Source organism: Bacteroidales bacterium (genome assembly GCA_018334875.1).
Classification (GTDB): domain Bacteria; phylum Bacteroidota; class Bacteroidia; order Bacteroidales; family UBA12077; genus JAGXLC01.
The window spans coordinates 1-3,391 of the sequence record JAGXLC010000432.1; the positions used below are offsets into that span (position 1 = coordinate 1).

Annotated in this window: 2 protein-coding genes; both read right to left on the minus strand. The window is 42.5% G+C overall.

The window, feature by feature from the left end; genetic code table 11:
- Positions 1-1,080: 1,080 nt before the first annotated feature.
- Positions 1,081-2,574 (minus strand): cryptochrome/photolyase family protein, encoded by a 1,494-nt coding sequence (locus tag KGY70_19345; protein MBS3777358.1) that lies wholly within the window; start codon positions 2,572-2,574, stop codon positions 1,081-1,083.
- Between the two features lie 29 nt (positions 2,575-2,603).
- Entirely contained in the window at positions 2,604-3,086 is a 483-nt protein-coding gene (locus KGY70_19350) for an SRPBCC family protein (protein ID MBS3777359.1), read from the minus strand.
- Between the last annotated feature and the right edge of the window lie 305 nt (positions 3,087-3,391).

Sequence of the window (3,391 nt, forward strand, 5' to 3'; positions counted from 1 at the left end):
CGTGTCCGGTACCAACGAGGTTTAAGCCATCGGGTCCTATGATGATCCCGGTAATCAGAAAACCCAGGATGGATGGCAGGCGGAATCGCTGTAATATGAAGACAACGATTACAGAAAAACCAAGGATGATCAGGAGATTTTGTAATAAAGGCAGATGCATGGGATTATGCGGTCTTTATTTGTGATCAAGTTGAACCGTAAAGATAAAAAAAAGACCTTTATAACAATGTTTTTATTTGTTCCAAAACCATTTCCCCATTCTCTTTTCCTTTCCGCGCGCACCCCTGGTTACGGCAGATGCCGGAGTGCACAGTCTGTGGATAGGCTAAGGTATGGTTCCCAAAGAATGGTTGGTAACCCTTCTTTCTGAAGAAAAAGCAGATACCGGACATCGGGCATGGCATTTTACTTTGGAAATTGGGGGTTACTTATGTCGGGCAAGCCTTTTTTCCGCAGAAACAAAAGGTTCCGGACGTTGGATAAGGCACTTTTCTGCAGGAATATGGGGTTTCTGACGTCGGGTAAGCCATCTGTCCGCAGAAATATAAGATTCCGAACATCGGGTAACTCATTTTTCTACAGAAATATGCGATGCCCTCCGTCGGGTAAGCCTTCTTACTGCAGAAATATGCGATGCCCTGCATCAGGGAAGCTGTTTTTCTGCAGAAATATAGGATTTTTAACATAAGGTAACCTTTCTGTCTGCAGAAATTTGAGATTTTTAACGTAAGGCAGGCAGGATTTCCATGGAAATGTATGATAATTAGTGACTATAACCACATACCTGATGATCCAAAATACTAAACTCTAATATTCTAAATTCTAAACAATATCAAATGAACAAAACAAATAAATTTTAAAACGACAAAGCGTTTGGTCTAAAAAGCCATCTTTTGAGGTAAAAGGCACTTAGAGACTGTTGTAGATTGTTATTTGTCAGTAAAATAATTTCTATGCTTATAGCTAATAAAGCTGCTTAGTGCCTTCTTAGAAATCTTTTGATCTCCGGCAACTGCCGAATTTAACATTGGAATTTGTTTAGAATTTAGAGTTTAGAATTTAGAATTTAGAATTTAGTGTTTAGTGTTTAGTGTTTTGTATTCTATCCAGGTAATCAGATGCAGTCTGAAGCAGATGTTTCTGCTTCTCTTCAGGCATCTTATCAAAACTCCTCACCAGCATGCCAAGCCGTGGGTTTTGGGTGAAGAAATCCCGATGAATGTGCATGAAGCGCCAGAAAAGTGCGTTCCATGTATCTTGCCAGGGTCCTTTCGGATAATTGCTCATTTTCATCAGGTAGTTGCTTCCGCTGATATAGGGTTTGGTTGCCATCATCCCGCCGTCGGCAAACTGGCTCATGCCATAAACATTGGGCACCATCACCCAGTCGTAGGCATCGATGAACAGTTCCATAAACCAGCGGTACACCTCATCCGGATCAAATTCGCAAAGCAGCATGAAATTGCCAAGCACCATCAGCCGCTCGATGTGGTGACAATAGCCGGTGCTCAGGACTTTTTTGATGGTTACATCTACGGGATCTATACCCGTTGTTCCATCATAAAAGGATGGGGGTATTTTGCGGCTGAACTGCCAGAAATTCCTGGTGCGTTCCTGACTTCCCCTGAATTCATACATCCCCCGGATAAATTCCCGCCAGCCTATGATCTGGCGGATGAACCCTTCCAGTGAATTGAGGGGGATATCATTATCCCCGGCAAACCTGAGGGTGGTGTCCATAACCTCGCCGGGTGTGATCAGGCCTGCATTCAGAAGCGGGGACAATACACTGTGATGAAGGATGCTTTCCTCAGCAACAATGGCGTCTTCATAGGGCCCGAATGCTGCAAAACGGTTTTCCAGAAATTGCTGCAACGATTCTCTGGCTGTATTGAAATTGGCAGGATAGATTGGCGAGGGGTGAAGCGACCCGGGATTATCCGGAAAATGTTTGTTGACGTATTCCAGGGCTTCCTGAAAGTAACCATCTGCCTGAGGATATTCAATGACAGGTGCCTGTTTGTTCCGGGGATATTTTTTCCGGTTATCCGCATCAAAGCTCCATTTGCCTCCAACTGGCCTTTTTTGATCATCAATCAGTATGTTGTGTTTTTTTCTCTGCCGGATGTAGAAATCGTTGTGGGAAAATTTTTTCTTGTGGGGTTTAAAAAATTCCCTTAATGCCTCTTTGGTGTTCAAAAACATCGGGGAAGGGTGTTTCTCCAGATCAATGTTTTCTTTTCCTGCTGTATTTTCTATTCTTTTTTCGAGCCAGTTATCCGTAGGATCGATATAGTGTACCACTTTGATGTTTCGTTCTGCCAGTTTAGAAATAAGGGACCTGACATCGGAAAGCTTCTCATGGGCTTCAATATATATTACTTCAATACCTTTTGAATCCAGGTAATCCTGGTAAAATTTCATGCTTGCCCGGTGAAATGCCAGCTTTTGCCTGTGAAAGGCATATTGATTGAAGAAAAGAGATTCCTCAACAAGGTAAAGGGGATGTCCGTTATCAATAAGCGGACTGTTTTCGAACAGTTGGTGCGGAAAGATGAGATTTGCCTTGTTCATTGAATAATTTATAATTAAATAGATTCTTCCTAATCGGAATTATTCTGTTCTATCTGCCCAAAGATCTCTGTCAGCTTCTTCCTTCTGTATTCAAAAATTTCATTTAACTTGTTGCTGATAAAAAACCGGTTGGCCACTGTTCCCAGGAAGCCAAAAGGAGGTTGATAGGTAACCAGGTCGGTCATCAGCACACCTCCGTCTACCGGAGTGATCTTGTGCTCGTGGTGCCAGATCTTATAAGGCCCTGATCGCTGCTCATCCACGAAATACTCTTGTTCGCTGATATGCGTAATTTCCGTTACCCAGTTCATTTTAATTCCGGGGGAAGGGCTGACCTTGTAGATGATGATCATGCCGGGATACATCTTATCAGGGAGATTACGTGTAGTAATATCAAATCCCATGTATTCCGGTGTGATGTTTTGAAGATTGCTGGGAGCAGCTATAAAATCCCAGACTTCCTGCAAGGTTGATGGTATCTTTTGTTCTCTGTAAAGTTGATATACCGGCATAATTAAATTTTAGCGGATTGTATATTGTTTTGTATTATGATTTAATCTAAAATTTGATTATTTCATGATCCTGCCATATATATGCTACCTGTCGCTCTTTCAGAGCTTCACGCGCATTGGCTGTTTTACTTTACACAGGGTTTCACACGACTGCGTCGGGGCTTCACCCTGTGCTATTATCTGTCGGGGCTTCGCCCCTTAATCTTTTATGAGACATTCGGGCGAATGATGCAGGCTTTAATCATTATTTTTGATCCATTTCTGTTTCAAACATTTTGATGGCCTTGTACAACACCCCGGCAGAA

Bases quoted from the DNA above. Each gene is read 5' to 3' on its own strand.
- KGY70_19345 (MBS3777358.1), bottom strand. From the start codon at position 2,574: ATGAACAAGGCAAATCTCATCTTTCCGCACCAACTGTTCGAAAACAGT.
- KGY70_19350 (MBS3777359.1), bottom strand. From the start codon at position 3,086: ATGCCGGTATATCAACTTTACAGAGAACAAAAGATACCATCAACCTTG.